Below are 23,917 nucleotides of genomic sequence, written 5' to 3' on the forward strand. Positions count from 1 at the left end.
CGAATCACCGGGCCTTGCGTGCGGTGCCACGCTGTCCCGCCGGGGCGCGGACCTCGACGGGGGGCGGCGTCGAGTCCAGCGCCGCATAGCTGCGCGCCTCCGCGAGCAGCCACTCCCGGAACGCGACGAGCCCCGCGTGGTCGTCCGAGCGCGGTGGGTACACGAGGTGGTACGCCTTGTCGGACTTGAGGCGCTCGCTGAAGAGCGGCACGAGCAGGCCCGCCTTCACCAGCGGGCGCATCAGCGTCGAGCGGCCCAGGGCCACGCCGAGCCCCTCCACCGCGGCACGGAGCATCGTCTCCGAGTCGTCGAAAGTGGCGACGAAGCGCCGGGGCGGCGTGCCGCCGTAGGTCTCGAACCAGCGGCTCCAGTTGCCCGCCGCGCTCAGCAGGGGGAAGCGCTCCAGCGTCCGCAGGGTGGGGCGCCCGAGCCGCTCGAGGAGCGCCGGGCTCGCCGAGGGCATCACCCAGTCGTCGAACAGGTGCACCGTCCGCAGCCCCGGCCACTCCCCGTGTCCGAAGCGCAGGCCCGCGTCGATGCCGAGGTCTCTCTCGAAGTCCACCAGGTCCGCGGTCGACTGCAGGTTGATCTCCAGCCGCGGATGCAGGTCGACGAAGCCTGGCAGGCGCGGCACCAGCCAGCTCGTCGCGAACGAGGGCAGCACCGTGATTGTCAGCACGTCATCGCGGCGGGCGCGGTACGGCCGCATCGCCTGCTCTATCGCCTCCAGGTGCTCGGCGACGCGCTCGAACAGTCGCTGTCCGTCGGCGGTCAGCTCGACGCCGCGCGCCTTGCGCACGAAGAGCCGCTGGCCGAGCTGCTCCTCCAGGCCGCGAATCTGGTGGCTCAACGCGCTGACTGTCAGGTGAAGCGACTGCGCCGCGTGTGAAAGGTTGCCGTGGCGCGCGGCGGCCACGAAGCCCTGCAGGGCATACAGCGAAGGGCGGGACATACCGGTGGGACCCTTGAGGGAAGTTCAACTCAGGCTTGCAAAATCATCGCTTTTTCGCCGGAGAGGATGTCCCTACCTTGAGCTGCGTTCAACAAGACGAGCACATCCCGCCCGTCGCGACGACCGCGAGGAGCAGCATATGAACATCTACAAGGGACTGTTGATGGCGGGGGGCTACCTGACCCGCGTGGACGCCACGGATGACGAAGGGCGGGGGCAGCTCACCGCGGCACCGGATTCCTGCCCGCCTCCTGGCGGTGGTGGCCGGGCGGCCCTTCGGGGTGGCTCCCGCTCCGCGCCGGCCGTGCTCAGCGGGGAGGCTGGCGGCCTGGCTTGCGGATGAAGCTGAGGGAATGCAGCACCTGGACGCCGTCGACGGGCGGAAGACCGCCCGTCGACAGCCCAGCTAGCAGAACTACAGGGCGAGGACGCCGCCGCACGCACGGGGACCGCCACGGACCTTGGTCTGGATCTTCATGATCTTCTCCTGGTGGGTTGCTTCGTTGACTCCAGCGCGTGTCGGGAGCAGCTCCCTTCACGCGTGGAGGGCCACCAGTAGAGGAAGAACACGCGAGGCCGTCAACGGGCTCGTGTGTTTTCTGCGTCAGATGGACAACGGCACGACACGTTGGCGCACGGCGTCACCGGAGGCAGACGGCTTCGACGTTGTTGCCATCCGGGTCCAGCAGGAACGCGGCGGAGCCGCTCGGGCGGTGGCGGCGGGCGCCTAGCCCTTCTTCGCCGGGCGCACGGGCACGGAGACCTGGGTGTTCTCCCAGGAGATGTTCAGCGCGGTGCCCTTGTCATCGAAGGCGATGGTGAGCGCCTCGTAGGTGTCCGCGGACTTCTTCGCCGGCACGTCCACGCGCAGGACGTCGTTGTCCTTGTTGTACTTGTAGGCGCCCCACTGGCCCACGTCCTTGTTGACGATGAGCGTCCACTTGTCGGCCTGGGGAATGGCGAAGAGCGAGTAGGTGCCGGCCGGGAGCTTCTTGCCAGCGAACTCGATGTCCGCGGTCGCGGTGAGCTCCGTGGCGGCGTTCGCACCCAGGCGCCACACCTCGCCCTGCGGCACCAGCTTGCCGAAGATGACGCGCTTCTGGCCGGTCTTCGGGTCCTGGAGGCGGGGCGAGCCGTAGGTCACCTTCACGTACGTGGCGTCATCCAGCTTCTTGGCCGCCATCTGGAGCGGGCTGGCGGGGGCCTTCTCGGGCGGAATGGACTTCTGCGCCAGGGCCGGCGTGGCCGCGAGGAACGCGAGCGCGGCCAGGGTGGGCAGGCTCAGGCGCGACGTCAGTCGAAAGTTCGTCATGGGTTGAATCCCTCTGTCTGGAGGAGTGGGCGAAGCGGCGACGGAACCTATCATCCCCGTCTTTTCATCCCGTCCTTTGGAAGCAGGTGTCCAGATAGGCACGGACGGCGGGCTCCGCTGGCGAGCGACGGACGGCCCCCGTCGTGTCGCGCACCTGGGCATAGAGCGCCACGGCGGCGTGGAGGGCGCGCCCGCAGTCTCCTGCCTCCGGCCGTGCCACTGTTTGCGCGAGCGCGGGCAACACGTGGGCCAGGTCCCGCTCCACCCGGCGCACGCCGCGCGTGTCCCGGCCCGCCGCCAGGCCGGCCAGCGGCGCCAGCACCTGGGCCCGCAGGTAGCCCAGCATGTCCAGGCACTCGAACAGCTCTCCGCGACGGACCTTGTCCGCACCGTAGTGAATCCACACCCAGAAGCGGTCCTCGAGCCACTGGGGGTCGGGCGGCGGCAGGGGCGTGGCGGCGTCCTGGGCCAGTCGCTCCGTCAGCGCTCCCGCGCGCTCCCAGAGCACGACCGGGTCCTCGATGCGCGAGCCCAGCTCCGCGAGCGACACGAACTTCAGGTCCACGTGGAGCAGGGGAGGGCCGTAGAGACAGATGAGCAGGCGGGGCTCGCCCACGTGCTCGCCGGTGAAGCCCTGCAGGAGCGCTCCGGCCCTGCGTGCAATCGCGAGCCGGTCCTGCATGACGGCGGCACGCGCGTCGTCCCGGCAGACGAGGACGAGGTCCAGGTCAGAGAAGGCATCCATCCGGCCCGTCATGAGGCTCCCCCCGGCGGCCACACCCAGCAGGCGGGAGTCCGAGGTCCATGCGGCCTGGGAGACGTCGAGGAAGCGGCGGTGGGGCTCGGGAAGCATCGGGAGGATGACTCCGGTCGGGTCGGCGGACTGACACATCGCACGCGCGGTGTGCTGGCTCAACGCGTGGTTTCACCCGGGCGTCGGATGACCGACGCCGCGCAGGTGACGCAACCATGTGGTGCCATTCCCGGCGGACAGCGCGTTCGAGGTCCCGGCCCGGAGGCATGCTTGCCGAGCTCACCGGCACGGAGGTCCCGTTCCCGGACCGCTCCACGGTGGGCGGCACGTCCGAAGGCCTTGCCATCATGTATAAGCGCTTATATATCTGCCTCATGAAAGCGGGGCTCGGAACGCAGCTGAGGCACCTGATTGAGCTGCTCGATGGGGCGGTGGCGGACGCCTATGAGGCCGAGGGGCTGTCGTACCGGCCCCGCTACACGCCGGTCATGCGCGCATTGATGGCACATGAGCCCGCGACGATTGGCCAGCTGGCCGAGCTCGCGGGCATCACCCAGCCCGCCGTCACCCAGACGGTGGCGCTCATGCTCAAGGAGGGGCTGGTCTCCGCGGAGTCGGAGCCGGGAGACCGGCGCCAGCGGCTGGTTCGACTCTCGCCGGCCGGGCGCGAGCTGCTCCCGCGCCTGCAGGCGTGCTGGAAGGCCACGGCGGGCGCGGCGGCCGACCTGGACGCCGAGCTGCCCACGCCTCTGTCTCAGACGCTGGAGCAGGCCATCCGCGCGCTCGAGGCAAGGCCCTTCTCAACGCGCATCGCCGAGGCGCGCGCCCGTCTGAAGACGCCGGAGGCAGTGCCCTCCACCCCCGCGCGGGGAGGCCGTCCCAAGACGCGTCGCGCCTGACGCGCCCCGGCCCGCGCGCGGGCCTTCGCGCCGGTGAGCCGCACGGCCAGCGCGCCGTCGCGGTCGCCACCCCTTTGCCTTGCACCCAGGAACACGCACCGGAGTCACCATGAGAGCCGTCTTCTTCAATGTCGGAAACAGCGTGCGCAGTGGCTGGAAGCTCCTCGGCTACTTCCTCCTGACCGCCCTCTTCGTCGGGGGGAGCATCTTCCTGCGCCGGATGCTGCCGGACGGGGTGCGGCCGTTCGTCTCGGAGCCGCTGCTGGCCTTCCTGGGCGCGCTGCTCGCGACCAGGGTCTGCACCCGGCTGGAGCGCACGTCGCTCGCGGCGGCAGGCTTCTCGCCCACCGGGCCCATCTGGCGCGACCTGGGCCTGGGTCTGCTGGGCGGCGCCGCCGCCGTGCTCCTGGTGGCCGTGGGCGTGTGGCTGCTCGACGGGCTCCACCTGGTGCGGGCACCGGAGGGGACGGTCTCCGGCCTGCTGAGGGGCGCGTGGACGATGCTGGTCGCCTCGCTCTTCGAGGAGACGGTGTTTCGTGGCTACGCCTTCCAGCGGGCCGTGCAGGGAATGGGCGCGCGCTGGGCGCAGGTCCTGTTCGCCGTCCTCTTCACCCTGGCTCACCCCTTCCCGCCGGAGATGGAGGGAAGCGTCATGGCGCTGGCGATGCTCAATACCTTCATGGCCGGCTGGGTGTTCGGCCTCTGCTACCTGCGCACGGGCCACCTGGCGCTCCCCGTGGGTGCGCACTGGGGATGGAACTGGGTGCTGGGGAGCCTGGGCTTCGGGGTGAGCGGCAACGACTCGAAGGGCTGGTGGACTCCCGTCTTCCACGGCAAGCCCACGTGGCTGACCGGCGGCGACTATGGCCTCGAGGCCTCCGTCGTCACCGCCGGGGTCCTCGTGCTCATCCTGGTTGGGCTGACACGCTGGAAGGGACACAAGACTGTCATCGCGCCCGTCCCCCTCACGCCGCCGATTATTGCCACGGGGTTGTAAGAAGGTCGCGCCCTCCACCGGCGGCGTCTGGCCAGGACGCGGCGCCGTTCCGGTGGAACGCACTGCATGTCTTTATCCGGGAGGCGTCAGGGTTTCGGACCCTGCCTTTCCCTCTCAAGCGCGCCTGGACGGGCGCCGTGGCACATCACTTGCGTTGGCCCTCCACACGGACCTCAGAGCCCGGTCCGTGAACCCGAGGGATTTCCCTTACAGGGAATTCCCCAACAGGAGCGCACATGGCCCCCGCGAGACTCGCAATCATTCCCCAGACCACCCTGGCTACCAGCTTCATCATCAAGCCCGAGGACGTGACGGGGACGCAGATCACCTTTCACTACGATTCCATGCCCGGGAATCAGCCGAATGCCTACGGCAACTCGGCGTTCATCTGGCAGACGTCCCAGCAGGCAATCCCTATCAACACCAAGCCGTACAACTCCCTGACGATTCCGCAGAACCAGCCCAACGGTTCCAGCGTCTTCATGGGGCTCGACGTCAGCTCCGAGTCCTACCTGGTGGCCTACGCCACGGGCCCGGACGTCTCCAACATCGTCGCCTCTGTCTTCATCCCCGCCACGGGCGGTGGGCCCGCGGACCCGAACTCGTCGCAGCCCTCGCTCCAGGTGACGAACGTGGGCTCCACCTCGGTGTCCTTCTCCTACGCCATGCCGCTGGGAATGCAGCCCCTGTCCAACGGTGACTGGGTGGGCCTGTGGCAGGGCCAGGGTGAGTCGGCGCTCTACAGCGTGCAGCCCACCTGGTTCACGCAGCTGGGCACCAACGCCAACAGCGGCAACTGGGGCCTCAACCTGAGCAAGGGCGTCATCCAGCGCGGCACCCTCTACACGCTCGGCTACTTCAAGGGCGGGTACGCCTCGCCCAACCCCAAGCTGTCGACGCTCGCCTGCTCCGCCAGCTTCACCGGCTGAAACCTCCCACGCAGCCTCTTTCCCTTCGCGCGCGCTGGCGGACCTCCGCCGGCGTCGAGGAGTCATGACGATGAGCTTCTTCGAGCGGTTCCAGGACTCGAGACTCTACGTGGCATCCACCAGCGCGAGCGATGCGGGGTGGCTCGCCTATGTCCTTCCCATCGGGGCTCCGCCGCAGAAGGACGGACTGGAGCTGGAGGCGGCGCTCTCCGAGCAGTCGGGCTCCTTCCTCTTCTCCGCCACCGCGCCGGACCTGCTGCCGCCGGGCGCGCTGACGACGTTCCTGCAGGCCGTCGATGCGGTGCTCGCGGCCTCACCGGCCTCGCGCGGCTTCATGTGGCTGGCGGACCTGTCCGGCATCACCCCCGCCACCACGCCGCTGATGGGGCTGGACTCCTGGGGCTCGCGGGTGACGACCGCGCTGGTGGCACCCATCGAGGAGACGCTCTCGCTCAACGTGCAGGGAGGCATGACGCTGACCCTGCAGGGGGAGGCGCTGCTGCTCTCCGGCCAGGGCGGCATCTTCTTCGACGGCGCCTCCAGTCCGGGAGGAGGGCAGGTCACCCAGGTGTCCTCGGCGTTGCTGCCGCTCTCAGGGCCGGGGCGGGGGGCGCTCCAGTTCGCCTTCTGGCTGCAGCGGCAGTTCCTGCACGACGGCTTCGACTGGGGCTTCCAGCTCCTCATCCCCACCACGGACCCGGTGCGCACGGCCGTGGGTGCCTGGCTGCCGCTGGCGGCGGGGTACCTGCCGGCGGCCAATGACCTGCTGGGCTTCACGGTGTCCTTCGACCCCAGCGACGTCTTCAACCGCCGCGTGCCCGTCGCCAACCGCAGCGTGCTCACCTTCACCGGGCAGAACCAGGACGGCTCCCCCACGGTGCTCTCCTCGTTCTACGCCACGGCCTTCGGCGCACCCGTCACGCTCGTCCCCGTCGCCGGGCCGCTGGACGCCGAGCCCCGCGCGGCGCGGCTGCTCTTCAACTCCGGCCCGCTGGATGGTGAGGGCAACCACGACTTCCAGCTCGCGCCCGAGGGCGACTTCGTGCTGGCGCTCGACGGCGCGGAGCCGGGCCGCGTCTACGACCTGCTCTGCGGGCTCCAGGGCACCGAGTACCTGGCCTTCCAGCCCCGCATCGCCGGAGGCTACGCGGGCGACAGGCTGCGCTTCACCTCGCGCCAGCCCGCGTACGCGCCCCGCTATCCCTTCACGGAGGCGTCCCCCGTGGGGCCGCCGGTGGACCTCCAGGCGCCGCTGCTGGACGGCACCTTCACCACCGCCTGGGCCACCGTGGCGCGCGCGCCCTCGGCGCAAGGCGGCATCGCGTACGTGGCGCAGCCCAAGGGCGCGTCCCTGTACGGCCGGGACGGACTCATCTTCCCCCAGGGACAGAAGACGCTCTTCGGCCCCCTGGACCCCAGCCTGACGCTCCCCGAGGGGACGCCCTTCCCCATGGTGCCCTACGCGGGCGTGTCCCCCGGTGACGGCCTCAACAGCTTCACCCCGGCGCAGCTCGAGGAGTTCGAGCGCCTGGTGGTGGGCCCCACGCGCAGCCGGGAAATTTCGAAGGCGGCTCCCGCCACGGCGCCGTCCAAGGCCGCGCTGCTGGGGCTCGTGGCCGCGCAGGCGGCGCCCTTCAACACGACGACGCCGTCGGGGCTGCTGGCCACGGTGGGGCCGGATGGCCGCTGGAGCCGGCTGCTGCTGGCGCAGAACCTGTCACCCACGCCGCGCCAGCTCTGCTTCAACGCGCCGGACGAGGTGCTCCAGCAGGCGTTCCAGACCAGTGACCTGCTCCTGGTCGTCGCCAACGCCCAGCACCTGGGCACGCTCTCCGGCGCGGACGGCTGCCCGGGCGGAGGCACGTCGCCCACGTTCTGCAACCGGATGAACGTGGGCGACTGGCTCTTCGACGCGGACGTGGGCCAGCGCAACCGGTACGGCGACTACGCCAGCGTGATGATTGTGAAGGGCCGCCGGGGCGCGCTCTTCGACCCCTCCAGCCCGAGCACCTCGCTGGTCGCCAGCCCCGACAAGTGGACCGCGAAGGACGTGTTCGCCGCGCCGAGCGACCTGCGCGACAACCCCAGCCCGCCACCCGCCGAGGTCCCCGGCGCCCCCAACCCGGCGGAGCTGACGTCGCTGTCGTTCTGGCTCCAGCAGTACTTCCAGGACGCGGCCGACCAGCCGGAGACGGAGTACTTCGCGAAGTTCAACGCCATCGCGAAGGACCCCAACTGGACGGGCATCCTGTTGCTGCGCACGAAGGTGACGCCGCCCCAGGACCTGATTGGCGTGCTCGCGGGCGTGGCCGCGCCGGAGCGCTTCAACGCGCACCACCTGGGCATCGAAATCAGCCAGGTGGCCAACGACCCGAGCGCGCCGGACATCCAGGTGAAGGACTCCAGCTCCCTGTTCGGCCTCGTCTACTACGTGGACCCGGAGTTCACCTCGCCCGCGGCCGGGGCGCAGGCCCAGCCGGTGCCGCCCACGCCGGGCCTCGACTACGACTTCCGGCTGCTGTCGCTCAAGGCGCTCTTCGAGAACACCTCCGTCCGCGCCTTCCAGAGCTATGCGCAGCTCACCCTCAACCGGCTCCTCGGGATGCCGGTGGTGGGGATGGGGGAGGGGGGCAACGGCTTCAACTCGCTCGTCCTGCGCGGCGCGTACCAGGACAACGGCGGCCGCCCCGTCTACAGCCTGCGCACCACCGCGGAGAGCACCTTCCTCTTCGACAACGACGTCCTCTCCAAGGTGGAGGTGGACAGCGCGCAGCTGACGACGCGCAGCGCGCGCGGCGCGGAGGACGTCGTCTCCTGGTTCGGCCTCTCCGGCTTCCTGGACTTCAAGGTCGTCACCGGCCGGTTCGGCGAGTTCGACGTCTTCTCGTTCGGCAGCGACGCGGGACAGGACCAGCTGCGCCGGGGGCTGAGCTTCTCGGACCTGGGCCTGCGGATGGCCTTCCCGCTGGGAGACCCGTCCCAGCGCACGATGACCTTCGTCACCGACGCGCTGCGCTTCGACCCGGCCACCAGCACGCCGCGCCCGGGCAGCCTCTTCACCAACTTCGCGCTCAGCCTGGAGGGGCTCCAGCTGGGCACGGAGGACTCGCCGCCCACGGGCTACACCGACGTGCTCACCGACGCCGCCCTCACCGGCGTCGCGGGAGGGCCCTGGTACGGCCTGCGCTACCGGCTGGACCTGGGGACGCCGGGCGCGCTGGCGGGGAGCGTGGGCCTCGCCTCGTACCTGCTCACGGCCTGGTCTCCGGAAGCGGCCACGGCCTCCGGCGGTGACGGGCCGCCGCGCTACCAGGCGTGGCTGGGACTGCAGCTGCCGGGGACGGGCGGCGGCGCCAACCTCATCAGCCTGCAGAACGTGCTCAAGCTGTCGGTGGGCCCCATCCGCCTCACCTACGACGCCGACCAGCGCTCCTTCCTGCTGATGCTCACCGAGATGGCCCTGAAGCTCCTGGGGCTGCTCAAGCTGCCCCCGAGCGGCTCCACGCTGTTCTACCTGTTCGGCAACCCGCAAGCCGCGGGCAGGCCGTCCGGGCTGGGCTGGTACGCGATGTACCGGCGCACCCCTCCAGCCAGCTCCACCACTCCTTGAGCGCGGAGAACCTGCCCATGCCCACGTTTCCTCCCTTCAAGTTCCTGAATGACACCACGCAGGCCCTGCGCGACCAGCACTCCGCGGAGTCGCTGGAGCGGTTCCGCCAGGACGTGAACACGCAGCCCGTGGTCCGCATCATCGTGGACAGCACCCCCGGGTACGGCCACCAGGCCTCCAGCATGTTCGTCCTGCGCCGGCTCGTGGGGGCCGTCAACGGGCCGTGGCGGGGCTTCGGTTACGCCGGGACGGTGGAGGTCTACTACCAGGAGATGGACCCCCAGGACCCGGTCCTGCCCAAGCTCCACGCGCTCCTGCCCGAGCTTCAGGGCGCGGCCAACGGCATCATCGGCAATGCGACGGTTCGCCTCAAGGACCTGGACACTGCGGCCCCCGCGGCGTGGGTCCGCTGGGGCTTCAGCGGCGGCTACGACACGCCGAACACCACCCCCGGCACCTCAATCAAGGCCCGGTTCTTCGTCCTCACCCAGCCGTATCGGTGGGCGGTGAAGCTTCCTCCGGACCCCTACAAGCCCGGCAACCTGCTCATGTGGGACCTGCCCCCGTCGAGCGGCGTCCGGCCCGCGAAGGCCTTCGTCAACTACGACAAGCAGTTCCCCAACGGGCCGGACTGGCGCGGCTTCCAGGTCGCCGAGCGCGCCTACATGCTCCAGGTCCAGGAGCTGACGAACGCGGACTGGAACTACTACCAGGGCGCCGGCTTCCCGGCGGGCGTCCAGCGAATCGCCGCGGCGCTCCAGTATCTGACCCGGGCCGACACGCTGAATCAGGTCTCCCTCAAGCCGCTGGCCGGGGTCAACTTCCCCTCCACCAGCGTGTACGAGGACCCGGTGCCGGAGCGCATCGTCCTGGAGATGGTGGCGGTGCGCACGCTGCTGGAGGTCTCCGAGAAGGTCATCAAGCCGCCCATCATCCTCAACTTCGGCAACTACCAGCCAGGCGCGAGACAGGACGCCACCTTCAAGTACCTCCAGGGCCTGCTCGCCGGAGGGCCCACCACCTATGAGACCAACCTGGGGCTGCTGGCCAGCACGCCCCTGGGCACGCCGCTGTCCAGGCAGCTGTGGCTCGCGGCCGTTCAGGCTCGGGCCCGCCGGCAGGCCAGCTTCCAGCTCCCGGGCTCGGACACTCAGTACCTGCTGGTCGACTTCCTCACCGACAACGTCCCGGTGCAGGAGCTGGTGAAGTGGGTGACCAGCGCACCGAAGCGGGTCCTGTTCGTCCAGCTCGGCTTCGTCCCGCCGCCCATCTTCAACCACGTCATGCTCAAGGCAGGGCTGCCCCCCATGTTCGAGGGCGCCAACACCACCGTGGTGGCCCTCAACACGGGCAAGCCGTACCTCAACACCGCCCGTCCCGGTGAGGCCAACATCCGCTACCCCACGGGCTACCTGGGCCAGGAGAACGCCAGCGAGCCGGTGCGGAGCCTCCAGGGCATCGCCAACCAGATTCAAGCGCAGCTCGACACGTGGCCGGCGCGGAGGGAGCAGGCGCCCACGCTCGTCATGGCCGCGTTCATGGCGCAGGTGCAGTTCCCGGAGAACAAATACAACCAGTACTTCCAGTCGCTGCAGGCGTACTACCAGCAGCCGCAGAATGAGAAGCTGAACATCGCGCTCGGCCTGGCGGCGGAGCTGGCCAGCCAGGTGGTCACCCAGGGCGTGCTCCTGGAGGAGGCCGGAGCCGAGGCGGTGGGCGGCGGGCGTGTCCAGGGCGACAGCGTGCTGATGGAGCTGGCGGAGGCCGTGCCCTCCACGCTCCAGGAGCTGTACCAGACGCTGCAGGACCTGATTGACCAGGGCGGCCAGGTGGACCTGCTGGCGGACGTCTTCGACAGCGGCGCCATCCATGACACGTACGCGGCGCTGCTCGAGCAGACGGGCGGCCAGCTGCTCATCACCGGCGCGAAGGCGACGGCGGACGGGACGCCCGTGTCGAGCGTCACGCTGACGGGGCAGACGCAGGCCTTCGGGGTGAAGACCGGCGTCACCTTCACCTTCACGGAGCTGTTTGGCCAGATAGACAGCGCGGCCCGCTTCACCGCGAGCCTGCCGTGGAACCTGGACGGGGTGCCGTGGATTGTCTTCGACCGGCCCTTCCTCCAGGTGCTCGCCTCGGAGTCGGGGACGTCGCCCTCCACCTTCGTCGGCGGGCGGGTGAAGGGCTCGGACTTCGAGCTGGGCATGGCGCTGCCCGTGCAGGACGGCCGCGTCGTCGTCCGGGGTGAGTTCGACACGCTGAAGACGGTCTCCGACTTCTTCGCGCTCGCGGGGGGCGTGGACCTGGCCGCCGCGCTGCCCGCGCCGCTGATGGCGCTGGGGGGCATCGGCGTGCGGTACACGGAGCTGGCCTACGACACCTCCGCGTCGGCGCTCGACTACGTGGCGGTCCGCCTGGAGACGGCCTCGCCGTGGAACCTCTTCGACCGGCTCCAGTTGGAGGACCTCTCCGCCACGGTGACGGTCCTCCAGCCGGCGAACCTCCAGGGCCGCCAGACGAAGGCGTCGTTCCGGGGCATGGTGCGCATCGGCACGAAGCCGGAGTCCCCGCGCATCGAGGTGGGCGCCGAGGTGCCGGGGCTCGTCCTCCGGGGACAGCTCGCGGACCCCTCGCTGCCGCTGGATGACGTGCTCCAGGTCTTCTGGCCGGGTGTCACGCCCGCGTGGCCCGGCGGCAACGTGCCCACGTTCACCCAGCTGTCGCTGAGCTACCAGACGGACACGCGGGCCTACAACGTGGGTGCGCGGCTGGTGCTCGACTGGCCCATCACCATCGCCGGCACCACCGTGCTCACCGTGAGCGACCTGAGCCTGACGCTGGACGGCTCACCCGGGGCAGGGCAGGGCAGCCTGGGCGGCTCGGTGGTGGTGCTCCCCGACTCCGCGAAGCTGGGGCTGTACCTGGGCGCGGCGTGGCTGGGCGGCAACGCCGGCTGGCGCTTCGAGGCCCGGCAGACGTCGGGGGTGCTGTCCATCTCCGACCTGCTGAAGGAGTACCTCGGCTGGAACACGACGCTGGACATCTCCGTCGACGGGCTGGGGCTCTCCGTGGAGACCGCCACCTCGTCCTTCGAGTTCACCGCGAAGACGGCCGCGCCGTGGGTCATCCCCATCGACACCGGCATCCAGATATTCGGCGACATGAAGGTCGGCTACAACGGCGGGACGCCGACGCTGGGGCCGGACCTGGTGCGCACCGGTGTGGCGACGGTGCCCATGCGCGCGCCCAACGGCCAGCGACTGCTGGCGCTCGCCGGAGTGGAAGCGCGCAAGCCCGGCTGGTTCGGGGAGCTGAACGCCAACATCAAGTGGCGGGGCATCGACCTCACCGTCTTCTACAACTTCGACCCGGAGGTCAGCAGCTACGGCGTCACCTGGGGCGTGCTGACCGGGAAGATTGAAGACAAGCTCGTCGACGGGAAGGTGCACAAGGTCGCCACGCTCCGGTTCACCGAGGGCACCACGCTGGGGAGCATGGTGGAGACGATGGTCTCCTGGGCCACCGGTACCCAGTTCGGCCTGGGCGCGCCCTGGAACCTCCTCAATGACATCACGCTGAACAACCTGGCGCTGACGTACGACTTCACCGCGGGGAAGGTGGGCTTCGAGCTGGACATCGGCCCCATCGAGCTGGGCTTCGCGCGCATCACCGCCATCACGGTGACGTACCGCTCCGACGCGCCGGACCCGGCGGACAACGGCGTCATCGTCTCGCTGAAGGGCTCCTTCTTCTGGCAGTCCGACCCGAGCGCGCCGCTGGAGTGGGACGCCACGAAGCCGGAGACGACCCCGGCGCCCCCGGGCAACGGCAACAAGTACTTCGACCTGCGACTGCTGGCCATGGGGCAGCACGTCACCCTGGACTGCTTCCGCGACGCGGACTCGGTGCAGAAGGCCATCGCCTGCATGGCGAACCTGCCGGAGCCCACGCCGGGAGAGATTCCTCCCGTGCGCTTCGACCCGCAGAGCGGCTGGCTCATCGGCGCCGACTTCGGCGTCCTCAAGGTGGAGACGGGCCCGGAGGAGGCGGAGGCCCCGCCGAAGTACCTGCTCACCGTGCAGACGGTGTTCAACGACCCGCACCTGTACGCGCTGCGGCTGGCGCTCGACGGCCCCGCGGCCAAGGTCTTCAAGGGGCTCGACTTCCAGGTGATGTACCGGCAGGTCAGCGACACGGTGGGCGTGTACCAGTCCGAAATCACGCTGCCGGACGTCATGCGCCACCTGAGCGTGGGGGCGTACTCGCTCACGCTGCCGGTGTTCGGCATCGCCGTGTACACCAACGGCGACTTCCTGGTGGACATCGGCTTCCCGTGGAACGAGGACTTCTCCCGCTCGTTCACCATCGAGGCCATCATCTACCCCGGCATCCCCGTGCTGGGCTCGGCGGGCCTCTACTTCGGCAAGCTGTCCAGCGCCACCACCAACAAGGTGCCCCAGGCCACCAACGGCACCTTCAACCCGGTCATCGTCTTCGGCCTCGGGCTGCAGGTGGGCTTCGGCAAGTCCATCGAGTACGGCATCCTCAAGGCCGGCTTCAGCGTGACGGCGGTGGGCATCCTCGAGGGCGTCATCGCGAAGTGGAACCCGTATGCGCTCGCCGACTCGGGCAGCCAGCCGGGCTCGCAGCTCCAGGGCGACTACTACTTCTGGATGCGCGGCACCGTGGGGCTCATCGGCAAGGTGTACGGCAGCGTCGACTTCTCCATCGTGAAGGCCGACGTCAACGTGGTGGTGAAGCTGCTCATGCAGCTGACGTACGAGTCGTTCGTGTCGCTGGCCATCACCGTCATCGCCTCGGTCGACGTGTCGGTGAGCGTGAAGATCAACCTGGGCCTGTTCAAGGTGTCCATCGACTTCAGCTTCTCCATGCGGCTGAAGGAGACCTTCGCCATCGACAACAGCGGCACCGCGCCGTGGCAGGTGGCGTCCGGCGCCCAGGCCCGGGGGCGGCTGCGGGCCCCCGTGGAGCGCCGGCTGCGCGACCTGCGCGCCGACGCGCCGGGGCTGCTCGCCCTGGCCCAGTCCGCACCGCCCGCCTGGACGAACCTGGTGGCGGCCCCGGCGCCCGCGCCCCTGACGGGGTACGTGGCCCCCGGGCTCACGGTGGCTCGGGACGAGTGGAAGACGGCGGCGACGCCCGCGGACCAGGTCCCCTGCTACGTGGCGCTGCTGCTCATCGACTCCGTCCCGGCGGCGGGCAGGGACGGCGACGCGAGCGCGCGCAAGGCGGCGGGTGACGCGCCGGACACGTCCTTCGAGACGCTGAGCAAGATGGTGCTGCGCTGGGTGGTGGCCGCGCTCCAGCCCGCGCCCCTCACCGCCGCCCAGGTGGACGCGCTGCTCCTCCACGAGGCGGACCTGGAGCGGCTGACGAACGAGGTGCTGGTCAGCACGTCCGACACCCCGACGCCCATCCCGCTGGACGCCATCCAGCAGTTCCTCACCCGCCAGTTCAAGCTGACGCTGCGGCTGCCGCCCGACGCGGCCCTCTCCGCGGATGTCACCTGCTTCCCCGCGCCGCCGGACCTGAAGCTCGTGCTGCCGGCCTACGGCCAGAGCTACCCGGGTGCCAGCTACACCTTCGGTGGCTACAACGCGCTGGACACCGCCACCCTGCGCCAGCTGCGGGCCTGGTTCGACGACCTGGCCGTGCAGGTGCAGCGCGAGCAGGGCGCCGCGCCGCCGCTGTCCGCCGCGCTCGCCGAGCAGTCGCTGTCCATGGCGGGGTGGATGTTCTCCGACTACTTCCTGTTGCTGGCCCGGCAGATGGTGCGGGCCCTGCGGGACTCGCTGCGCGACTTCAAGTACCCCCTCCAGGCCGGCCAGACGCCGGACCAGGTGGTGTCGTGGGTGGACACCCAGGGCCAGCTCGGCGGCGCCTTCACGCTTGGCGACCTCTTCGCGGCCAATGCCTCGCATCCCCTGACGGCCGGCAAGACGCTGGCGGTGGGCGGAGACACGACGTACCCGACGGCCAGCGGCGACACGCTCCAGTCGGTGGCGTCGCGCTTCGGCGTGGCGCTGGAGGTGCTGGCCGAGCAGTCCGCCAACGGGCAGGTGAAGGACCTCTTCGCCGCGCAGGCGCCGGATGGCACCGCGGCGCCGTACCTGGACGTGCCGCACCTGGAGCGCTTCCCCGTGGGAGCGCTGCTGGCCGAGGCGCAGCGCGTGGGCGCGCTCCAGAACCTCTCTGGCATGGCCTCGCGCTACAACCTGCACGGCCTGCGCCTGCCCACCGCGGGCATCCAGCCCAAGGCGATGGGCATGTGGGTGCGGCAGGGGAAGAACGGGCCGGAGCTGCCGCCCCAGGCGGGCCTCTACGCGCTCACGGGCCAGCAGTTCCCCCTGCCGGTGCTGGAGGCCGACAAGCCCTTCAACGCGACGTTCGACGACACGAGCGGCCCGGCGTGGCTGGACTTCGTGGACGGAGCGGGCAAGCCCACCTCCACCCTGGTGCTGTCGCTGAAGCCGGGCACCCGGGACGCGACTCGCCTGGACAAGGTGACGGCCTATGCGCGCAGCCTCCGGCTCGACGTCCCGCTGCTGGGCGGACTCGGCGTGGGTGACCTGGTCCACGGCGAGCCCTCGAACTACCCCTTCACCTCGGCGACGGCGTGGCAGGCCACGGGGCCGGCGCTGACGCTCCCGTACGGAGCGCCGCCGGCCGGCGTGCAGGCGCTGAAGCTGTGGCGCCTGCCCGACGCGATGACCTCACTGCCGGACCTGACGACGCGGGCGGTGGACCCACGCTTCTCCGTCCAACTGGCGCGCTTCGACGAGGCCACCGGCGACACGGTGAAGGGTGCGGTGGGCTCGTACGGCTGGGCCTCTTCCATCGGCTTCACCGTCAAGCGCATCCCCGCCGTGGACGGCAGCCCGGCCTCGGCCACTACGTACGAGGTGGTGGGCGCGGGCGGCAACGACATCGTCCTGCTGGAGCGGCTGCTGGACCAGGTGCGGGACGACGACGCCTTCTACGACCTGCTGGTGCTGGGCTACCCCGCGGGGGCGGCGCCGGGCTCGGGGGTGCGGACGGACGCGGTGGACGGCGTCACCTTCGGGCTGGCGCAGGTGAACCTCTCCACCGAGACGCGGCCGCCGGACTCCGCGCGCGCCCTCTTCGCCACGCAGGTCGAGGCGGCGGCGAAGCCCCGGCTGCTCAACACGCCTTCGGGCTTCGTGCGCCTGCTGTGGGAGGCGAGCATCACCCGCTCGGGCGGCTTCTTCCTGTACTACTTCGACGGGGCGGAGAAGCGCGGCCTGCCAGACGCCATCTTCAACGACCGGGGCGAGGCCACGCTCACCCTCATCGCCGTCTACTCGAGGCCGGCGGGGGAGGCCGCGCGGGACCGCCTCACGGGCTTCATGAACGCGGTCGTCACGGGAGACCCGCTCGACACCTCGAACGCGGTGGTCTTCGCCCAGGCCAACCCCCCGGTGACCACGGTGACGGCGGGCGCGCAGGACACCCTCGACGCGCTGGCCTACGCTTTCTACTCGGACCCGGCCGACGTGGCGGAGGCGAACGCGAGCGTCCCGCTGCGTGCCGGGGCGACGCTGGAGGTCGACGAGGGCGTCTACCAGGCGCCTCCGGGCGGCATCACCCTGGCGGCCGTGGCGGCGCGCTTCGGCACCACGGTGGCGGCGCTGAATCAGGCCAACCCGAAGTGGCCGGGCGGGCTGCCCGACCCGCTGAGCTTCCCCGCGGCCATCCGGCTCCCGCTGCTGTCCCTGAAGGTGGGCACCAGCGCCCACACCGCCACGCTGGCGGACGTCAGCGGGTTCTACGGCCAGTCGCTCACGGCGCTGGCGGCGCACAACCGCCTCGTGCAGGGCCTCTTCGCGACGGGCCAGGCGCTGAGCATCCCCGGTGGCCCAAGGGTGCGCGCGTCGCTGGTCCCCCCGGGCGTGCAGTCCCTCAACACGCTGCGGCCGGCGCCAGTGCCGGTGCCGGACGACCCCAACGCGCCGGACTTCGCCCGGACGTTCCTGCTCAACGCCTTCAGCCTGCTCAGCCAGCAGGTGGCGGACAACGTCGACTTCAAGGAGAGCAAGCCGGGCCTGCCCGCCGGGCCCACGGACCCGGACGCCGACGCGGGGACGGACAAGCTGCGCAGGCCCCGTGCGCTGATGGACGTCTCCACCTGGGCGTTCGACCAGGCCGTGCCGTACTCGCGCTTCGCGAAGACGGCCCTGGCGTCGGCCGCGGGCCTGCCTCCCGCGAGCCAGAGCCCGTACCTGGGCGTGGGCAAGCTGCTCCAGGTCTCCTTCGGCTGGCAGGACTACTACGGCAACCGGCTGGTGACGACGCTGTCGGACCCGGCGCCGGGCGACACCGGGCCGCTCAACCAGCCGCCGGTGCTGACGGGCTACACGGACCCGCTGGTGGCGCTCGGCCAGTGGCCGTCGGTGGCGTCCTCGTGGCAGGTGCTGCCGGGGACGGGGGGCCAGAAGCCGTCGCTGGAGCTGGAGCTGGGCTTCGACCCCAGCCGCTACCAGGGCCTGCTCTCGGCGGCCCCAACGGATGCCACCACCCTGGTGGCCACCTTCACCCAGCCGGTGGATGCCGCCTCGGCGGCGGACGTGTCCCGCTACAGCGTGGAGCCCGGCATCCAGGTGAGCCGCGCGGTGCCGAGCGCGGACGGGCGCACGGTGACGCTGACCGTCTCTCCGCTCACCCAGGGTGAGGCGTACACGCTGGGGGTCAGCGACGTGAAGGTCCGCGACGGCGACCTGCGCTTCAGCGGCCAGGCGGGCTTCGTCCCCGGCAACCCGGCGGCGCGCTCGTCCAGCGTGCAGCGCAACGCGCAGCAGGACCTGCGGACGTACACGCAGCTGTACTACCAGCTCACCGACCCGAACGGGCTCGGCCTCTCCGTGGAGTCCAGCCTGCTGCCGGGCACCGGCGGCCTCCCGCTCGGCCAGGCCCAGGTGGACGCGCTGAAGGGCTGGCTGTTCGGAATCGGGGGCGGGACGTCCATCTTCGCCTTCGTCCAGGACCGGGCCGGCTTCGGCACGTCGGTGGCGCCGCCGGCCGGAGCGCTGTCACTCAAGCTGGAGCTGGACCCGGCGCGGGTGACGCAGGAGCGCATCTTCGAGCTGTGGCTGTCGTTCACCCTGACGCGCACGGGCGGCGCGGTGCTCGGCGAGCTGGAGACGACGCCCGGCATCCGGAGCGCGGCCACGCGCGTCGCCCTTCGTCAGGACACGCCAGGCTCGGGCAGCGGCACGCTGGGGCTGGTGGGCTTCGCCCGGAACTTCGAGGCCGCGCTCTCCGTGCCCGGCGCCTTCAAGCGCAAGGTGGCCACGGGCGTGGACCGCTTCACGCCTTCCGCGTCGGCTGCCGCGGGCGCGGTGTGGGCGGTGCGCGTGGGACTCACGCCCCAGGAGGCCCTCTCGTATCGCATCCAGGACGCGGGAGCGCCGGCCCTCTTCGCGCCGAGGCCCGTGTCCAACACGCTGCAGAGCCGCCAGCACGTCCCCCTGTACGACTACGTGACGGGGACGGGCATCAGCCCCACGCCGTCGCGCTTCGCCGACTACACGGACGTGGACCTGGACGGGTGGTGCCAGCAGACGTTCGAGGCCATCGACGGCGTCCTCACGCCCCGGTTCACGGCGCCCCTCCAGCTGGTGGGCCGCTTCAAGGCCACGGACTACCTGCAGCGCGTGCTGGACGGGAAGAAGGCGCTGGCCCGGCTCGCCAGCCTGTGGATGGTGCCCGTCTTCGAGGGTGAGAGCGCGGACCCGGCCCAGGCGCGGGAGGCCTTCTTCCAGCAGCTGCTGGTGCGGCTCGGCGCGGCCTACACCACGCGCGCGGCGGTGGAGTTCCACGCGAGCGTGAATGCCGGCACCGGCACGCCGCAGGGCGACGCCCCGCCGAGGCTGTTCGGCGACGTGACACGCGTCCCGGACCTCACGCCCCCTGCTCCAGGCGGGCCCGGGGACTCGTCCAGCACGCTGACGTTCAGCTCGCCCAAGCTCCAGCTCCAGACGGCGGCGGCCCAGCCGCTCACGTTCCTGCTGAGCGCGCCGGACACGGTGCGGGGCGCGGGCGGCGAGGTGGTGCCCGCGGTGGAGCTGTCCCTCCAGTACGACGGGGCGCGCATCGAGCACCAGATTGGCTCCGTCGCGGGCATCGAGGGCTACCAGGCCTCCACCTGGCTGGGCTTCGTGCTGCCGGAGGAGGACGGACCGCTGAAGGCCGGGCTGGGCCGCTTCGAGGTGCCCATGGTGCTGCGGGCCTTCCCCGCCAGCCCGAGCATGGCCACGCAGTCGGGCCAGGCGACGTACCCGCTGGACACGGCGGAGCTGGCCCGGCTGACGCGCTGGGACTACGCCTTCACCTACGCGCTGCCGTTCCACTACCCTCAGGACCGCGTGTACGGGACGGTGGAGTTCAACCTGCGCCAGACGCCCGCGCTGCTGGCCGCCCTGGAGGATGCCTTCGCGCAGCTCGCCGAGTTCGTGGCCGTCTTCCCGGCGGTGAACGAGGACCTGGTGACGCTGCTGGGCAGCATCGACGCCACGACGGACCCGGTGGTGGACAAGGAGAAGGTCGACCGGGCGGCGGTGGCGGTGGTGTCCTTCCTGCGGCTCGTCGAGGACCTGGTGCGCGCCGCGGGAGGAGACCCGCGGCAGCTGCTGAGCGGGGACGGGCCGGTGGGCCCCGGGCTCGTCGTCGACAAGCGGCCCCGCTCGCTCCAGGGCTCGGCGCAGCTCACGTACTCCTTCTACGTGCAGGAGGGGAGCGTCGACTACGAGGACACCGTGGGCGCGCTGGTGGTGTCACTGGTGGGCGAGCGTCCGGGGGGCATGGGGATACCCGAGGTGCTCGTGGCGCCGGACGACTACGAGTGCGTCCGCTACCAGCCCTCGGAAGGGCCCTGCGCGGGGACGGACCGCCTCTGCTTCGTGTACCGCCGCAAGCAGGGCGCGGGGCCGGACGGCTCGTACCTCACCGCGAAGGAGGGGCAGACGATTGCGGACCGTCAGGTGGTGCTGCCGGAGCTGGACCTGCTGGAGCGGCAGGACGCGTGGGCGACGGTGTACCTGGACCGCAACCGCGAGCTGGTGGAGGGCCGGCCGTCGGCGGAGCCCTTCGTCTACACCACGCCCGAGGTCCGCTTCTCCAGCCCGCTGTACCCCACCAACGATGCGCTGGCGGTGGTGAACGTGGCGGAGCTGGGCTCCGGGAATCCGCCGAAGCCCATCACCCGCACGCTGCCGGAGCAGCTCCAGACGCTGTTCGACGCGCTGCTGGCGAACAACACGCAGGCGCGGCTGACCTTCCAGGTGGAGGTGACGTACGCGTACCCGCTGAACCCGGGGCTGTCGGACGTCACGCTGCCGGTGCTGATGCAGGCGCCCCTCACGGTGGAGCTGAAGGGGAGCGGGCCGGGCTTGCTGGAGACGATGGTGTCCGACTGGAGCGCGGCCATCGAGCTGTGGTTCAGCACGTACGTGCCGAAGGGCGGTGGCACGCTCTGGCTCGACCTGACGGTGATGTCCGACCTGACGGAGCAGCCGATGCCGCTGCTGCGCCTGCGCCGGCTCTGCCTGCCCGTGTCCGCGGTGCAGCCGCCGCTGGCGACGCGGTAGGCGCACGAGGAGGCAGCCAGGCGTGGCATGGTGGAAGGGAACCCGTGATGACCCGGAGGCCCTCCACCCATGCCACGCCTGAAGCTTCCCACCTTCGGGGTGGGGCTCGTGGGGTTGATGGCCACGGCCAGCGCGCTGGCGTGCGGCGTCCTGGGTGGCAAGGGCGCTCGCGACGTACAGCTGCACGTGGAGGTGGCCTCGCCATCGCTGGAGGTGGGCGCTGATGCCCAGGTATGGACGTGCGCCCTCACCATCACAGGCTCGTCGGGCACGACGGTGGACGTGAGCTACGTGGGGCCTCCGGGGAACCAGCCGCACACCTTCCAGAACTTCGTGGCGCTCTGGCGGGCCAGCGTGGTGCCGTGGGGCGTGGTGCCCGAGGCGAGGCTGACGGTGCCGACGGATGGGGAGACGGGCTCGCTGGTGCTGATGGACGTCTCGATTACCCGGGCCGAGTACACCACGGCCTATGCGGTGGGGCCGGAGGTCGATGACATCTGCGCCTCGGCCCTGCTGGAAGCGGATGGGTCGGCGGGGCCGGTGGACGCGGTGACGGCGAAGATTGTCTCCCTGGGCGCCGACTCCCTGACGGTCCGCTACCACACGCTCGACGGCTACCTGCCCGCGACGGCCGGGAACTGGCTGGGCCTGTGGCGGGGGAGGGTGAGCCCCTACCATGCGCCGGCGGAGGCGCTGGCCCGGGTGCCCATCCCGCAGGACGTCACGGACGGGGACGTGGACATCAACGGCGTCAAGTTGGAGCCGGACTTTCCGCACACGCTCATCTACTTCATGGACAAGGACCTGAAGTCCGCGGCGGTGGTGCTCCAGTTCACGCCAGTCGCTCGGTGACCGCGGGCTCCGCGGTGTTGTCTGTCTTGTGACAGTGCCGTAGCGGCCGCGCCCCGGGCCCCGTGCCAGGATGCCGCGCGTGTCACTTCCGCTGCTTGCACTGCTCCTCTCCCCGCTCGCGGCGACCCCCTCCGAGGCGCCGGACACCCCGAGTGCCCAGGTGAACTACGAGGATGTCCTCGTCCAGTGGGGCTTGGCTCAACATTGCCGCGAGGTGGACCCGGAGCCAGAGGGCAAGCCGCTGGAGGCGGTGCTGGTGGCGCTGGAGGACGTGGTCGCCGAGAGCGACCCGTACCCCGGCTTCCTCAACCTCGTCCACGCTCGCACGCGCGAGGAGGTCGTGCGCCGGGAGGTGCTGCTCACGGAGGGGCAGGCCTACTCGGCGGCGCTCGCCGAGGAGACGGCGCGCAACCTGCGCGAGCTGGGCATCTTCGCCGTGGTGCGCGCCGTGGCGGTGCGCGGCGAGACACCCGGCTCGGTGGCGCTGCTCATCGTCGCCAAGGATGTCTGGTCGCTGCGGCTCAACAACGACTTCTCCGCCGTGGGCTCGCTGTTGCAGTACCTGCGCCTGCAGGCCACCGAGGACAACTTCCTCGGACGCGGCAAGAAGGTGGCGCTCGACTTCGTCCTGCTGCTCGACACGTACTCGCTGGGGCAGAGCTACATCGACAAGCAGCTGCTCGGCAGCCGCTGGACGCTCGACGAGTCCGTGGCCGTCATCCTCGGCCGGGAGAGCGGCCGGGCCGAAGGCAGTCGCGGCAACCTCGTCCTCGCCCGGCCCCTGTACTCGCTGGCCACGCGCTGGAGCCTCAGCACTCAGCTCGCGTGGAACATGGAGACCTCGCGCACCTTCCGGGGTGCGGACGTCTGGCAGCTCCCATACCCGGACGGCGCCCCCGTGCCCTACGTCTACAACGTGCGCGAGCTGACGGGCAGCGTGCTCTACCTGCGCTCCTGGAGCGGCGACCTCAAGTGGGAGGCGGGCGGCGGGGCGGGGGCCTACCACAAGGCGTACTCGCCCCCCGTGGAGTCCCGCCTGGACACGGGGCAGAGCGAGTGGTTCCAGGCCCGCTACCTTCCCCGCACCGAGGATGCGCTCTACGCCACCGGCTCCCTGCGCCTCTACCAGCCCCGCTTCGAGGTGCTGCGCGACGTGGACACCTACTCGCTGTCCGAGGACTTCCAGGTGGGGCCCTCGCTGACGGCCACCCTGCGCTATGCGCCACCCCTCTTCGCCTCCGCCTCGCACTTCGCGGAGTCCGGTCTCGCCGCGCGCTACCGTGTGCGTCTGGGAGATGCGCTCACCACCGTGTCCGCCGCCGGCACGCTGCGCCGGCAGCTCGGGGGCGGCGCGGGGTGGACGAACCGCCGCTGGGCCATGGAGGTCCACCAGGTGTCCCCACGTGTGCTGGGCGGGCGCTTCGTCGCGCGCGGGCTGCTGGACGTGAACGTCGACGCCGTGAACGAGCGCGTGGCGCTGCTCGGCGGCGGCAACGGGCTGCGCGGTGCCGGCGTGGACGCGTACGCGGGCCGCCGGGTGCTGCTGTTCAACGTGGAGTACCGCACCCCGCCGCTCATCATCCGCACGCTGCACGTGGGCGGCGTGCTGTTCTATGACGCCGGGAGCGCGTTCGACCGGAGTCCGGAGCTGGTGCAGTCGGTGGGAGTGGGCCTGCGGCTGCTGCTGCCACAGTTCAACATCATCCCGTTCCGGTTCGACTTCGGGTACGTCCTCGACGGGGACAGGCCCCCGGTGGGAAGCCGCTTCCTGGCGGGCGGTGGACAGATTACAGACAACCGGCCCACCTTCCTCGACACCCCGCTGAGGTAGCTCCGCCCGGCATGGCGCAGTGGGCGCTGACGTCCCGTGCCTCTTGCCCCCCGAGCGCCCACGCGAGCCATTGGCACGCCACTGGTCAGCGCAAGGGGGACTGCACATCTTGCGCGCGTGCGGCGGGCGATTGCTTGGGTGGCGGCGGTAGCGGTGG

11 protein-coding genes are annotated in these 23,917 nt (G+C 70.8%); 8 read left to right on the forward strand and 3 right to left on the reverse strand.

Translation table 11 applies throughout. From position 1 onward, the window contains the following. Positions 1-4: 4 nt before the first annotated feature. A complete protein-coding gene (locus LXT23_RS23910) occupies positions 5-952 on the reverse strand; it encodes a LysR substrate-binding domain-containing protein (RefSeq protein WP_253982585.1) in 948 nt (315 codons plus the stop codon). Between the two features lie 139 nt (positions 953-1,091). Between LXT23_RS23910 and LXT23_RS23915 the strand changes: the two genes are divergently transcribed. Continuing rightward, the gene (locus tag LXT23_RS23915) at positions 1,092-1,295 is read left to right on the forward strand and encodes a hypothetical protein (protein ID WP_253982586.1); all 204 of its coding nucleotides are present in this window, start codon (positions 1,092-1,094) and stop codon (positions 1,293-1,295) included. Between the two features lie 384 nt (positions 1,296-1,679). Here the strand turns inward: LXT23_RS23915 and LXT23_RS23920 are convergent, their stop codons facing one another. Both LXT23_RS23920 and LXT23_RS23925 read right to left on the reverse strand, forming a co-directional pair. Next, positions 1,680-2,264, reverse strand: a complete 585-nt coding sequence (locus LXT23_RS23920) for a DUF2911 domain-containing protein (RefSeq protein WP_253982587.1) — start codon at positions 2,262-2,264, stop codon at positions 1,680-1,682. Between the two features lie 64 nt (positions 2,265-2,328). After that, entirely contained in the window at positions 2,329-3,117 is a 789-nt protein-coding gene (locus LXT23_RS23925; RefSeq protein ID WP_253982588.1) for a nucleotidyltransferase domain-containing protein, read from the reverse strand. A gap of 167 nt (positions 3,118-3,284) precedes the next feature. On the opposite strand from LXT23_RS23925, the gene LXT23_RS23930 reads away from it, so the two are divergent. From LXT23_RS23930 to LXT23_RS23960, 7 genes are all read left to right on the forward strand, one after another. Beyond that, entirely contained in the window at positions 3,285-3,917 is a 633-nt protein-coding gene (locus tag LXT23_RS23930; RefSeq protein ID WP_253982589.1) for a MarR family winged helix-turn-helix transcriptional regulator, read from the forward strand. Positions 3,918-4,026: 109 nt separating this feature from the next. Then, positions 4,027-4,914 (forward strand): CPBP family intramembrane glutamic endopeptidase, encoded by an 888-nt coding sequence (locus tag LXT23_RS23935; protein WP_253982590.1) that lies wholly within the window; start codon positions 4,027-4,029, stop codon positions 4,912-4,914. A gap of 236 nt (positions 4,915-5,150) precedes the next feature. Beyond that, on the forward strand, positions 5,151-5,843 hold the full coding sequence (locus LXT23_RS23940) for a hypothetical protein (RefSeq protein ID WP_253982591.1): 693 nt from the start codon (positions 5,151-5,153) through the stop codon (positions 5,841-5,843). A gap of 70 nt (positions 5,844-5,913) precedes the next feature. After that, positions 5,914-9,453 (forward strand): hypothetical protein, encoded by a 3,540-nt coding sequence (locus LXT23_RS23945; protein ID WP_253982592.1) that lies wholly within the window; start codon positions 5,914-5,916, stop codon positions 9,451-9,453. Between the two features lie 17 nt (positions 9,454-9,470). Next, complete coding sequence (locus LXT23_RS23950; protein WP_253982593.1) at positions 9,471-21,077, forward strand: Ig-like domain-containing protein; 11,607 nt, start codon at positions 9,471-9,473, stop codon at positions 21,075-21,077. Positions 21,078-21,146: 69 nt separating this feature from the next. Then, positions 21,147-21,929: a hypothetical protein gene (locus LXT23_RS23955; protein WP_253982594.1), complete on the forward strand. Its 783-nt coding sequence runs from the start codon at positions 21,147-21,149 to the stop codon at positions 21,927-21,929. A gap of 70 nt (positions 21,930-21,999) precedes the next feature. Beyond that, a complete protein-coding gene (locus LXT23_RS23960; protein ID WP_253982595.1) occupies positions 22,000-23,760 on the forward strand; it encodes a BamA/TamA family outer membrane protein in 1,761 nt (586 codons plus the stop codon). Positions 23,761-23,917: the final 157 nt, after the last annotated feature.

Origin of the sequence: Pyxidicoccus xibeiensis (assembly GCF_024198175.1) — a bacterium.
Taxonomy (GTDB): domain Bacteria; phylum Myxococcota; class Myxococcia; order Myxococcales; family Myxococcaceae; genus Myxococcus; species Myxococcus xibeiensis.